Below are 1,031 nucleotides of genomic sequence, written 5' to 3' on the forward strand. Positions count from 1 at the left end.
CGCTGGTGGACGAAAAAACGAGTGTGGGCATCCGCATTTTCCCCACCGAAGCCGAGCAGGTACATTCGCAGCGGCGTGGTATTATTCGTCTTCTGCAGCTGCAAGTGCCCTCACCCGAGCGGTACGTGAGCGATCACCTGTCAAATAAAGAGAAGATTGTGTTCACGCAGAACCCGCACGGCTCGATTGACGAGCTGATTCGGGACTGCACGGTTGCCGCGCTCGACAAGCTAGTTCCGCATACGCCCGTGTTCACGCGCGCCGAATACCGTGACCTGTTCGAGCATGTGCGCGCCGAGCTGATCGATACCGTCTTTGAGGTCACCAAGCTGGTTGCCGAAATCCTCTCAGAGGCGGCGGCGCTGCGCAAAGCCATTAAGAAAGCAACCTCGCTGAGCACCATGCACGCCGTCTCAGATGTGAAGGGGCAGCTCGATAATCTGGTGTACCCCGGATTCGTGGCGAATACCGGGTACGATCAGCTGGTTCACCTGCCGCGCTATCTGAAGGCAGCGCAGATACGCTTGACGAAGCTGGGACCGAACCTGAACCGAGATAATCAGCTCATGCTCACGGTGCAGGATTTGGAGGATTCCTACGATTCCGCCGTCAAGTCTCTGCCTGAGGGGACTCTTATTCCCGATGCGCTCGCTCGCGTGAACTGGATGCTTGAGGAGCTGCGTGTGAGCTTCTTCGCCCAGGAACTCGGTACGGCGTACACGGTCTCGGAGAAGCGCATCGCCAAGGCTCAGCGTGAGGCGCTGGAGCAGGTGAAGAGGTAGGTTGTCGGCGGCTCTATCTGGGGTTTCGTGCTTAAAAAGGATTGCATGTTGTCACAAGGTTCAGAATCTTGTGACAATACGCCCTTCTAGGCTCCATAGTGATATCGGCATGAAGCTATAACGATAGAGTCGTCAGTAAGCTTGTATACGAGACGGTGTTCATCGGTAATTCTGCGTGACCACCAACCTGAGAATTGGTGTCTGAGAGCTTCAGGCTTACCTATGCCTTCGTTACCGTTTCGCTCAACA

General features: G+C 55.6%; 2 protein-coding genes. One reads left to right on the forward strand and one right to left on the reverse strand.

All coding sequences use genetic code 11. The features are described from left to right. The coding region (locus Q4P78_RS09430) for a DUF3418 domain-containing protein (protein WP_303340109.1) at positions 1–782 on the forward strand (782 nt) is incomplete at its 5' end. Positions 783–868: 86 nt separating this feature from the next. Here Q4P78_RS09430 and Q4P78_RS09435 read toward each other — a convergent pair. Then, positions 869–1,031: Txe/YoeB family addiction module toxin (locus tag Q4P78_RS09435; RefSeq protein WP_303340110.1), on the reverse strand; the 163-nt coding region annotated here is incomplete at its 5' end.

This window comes from Rothia sp. (in: high G+C Gram-positive bacteria) (assembly GCF_030540545.1).
In the GTDB taxonomy this organism is placed as follows: domain Bacteria; phylum Actinomycetota; class Actinomycetes; order Actinomycetales; family Micrococcaceae; genus Rothia.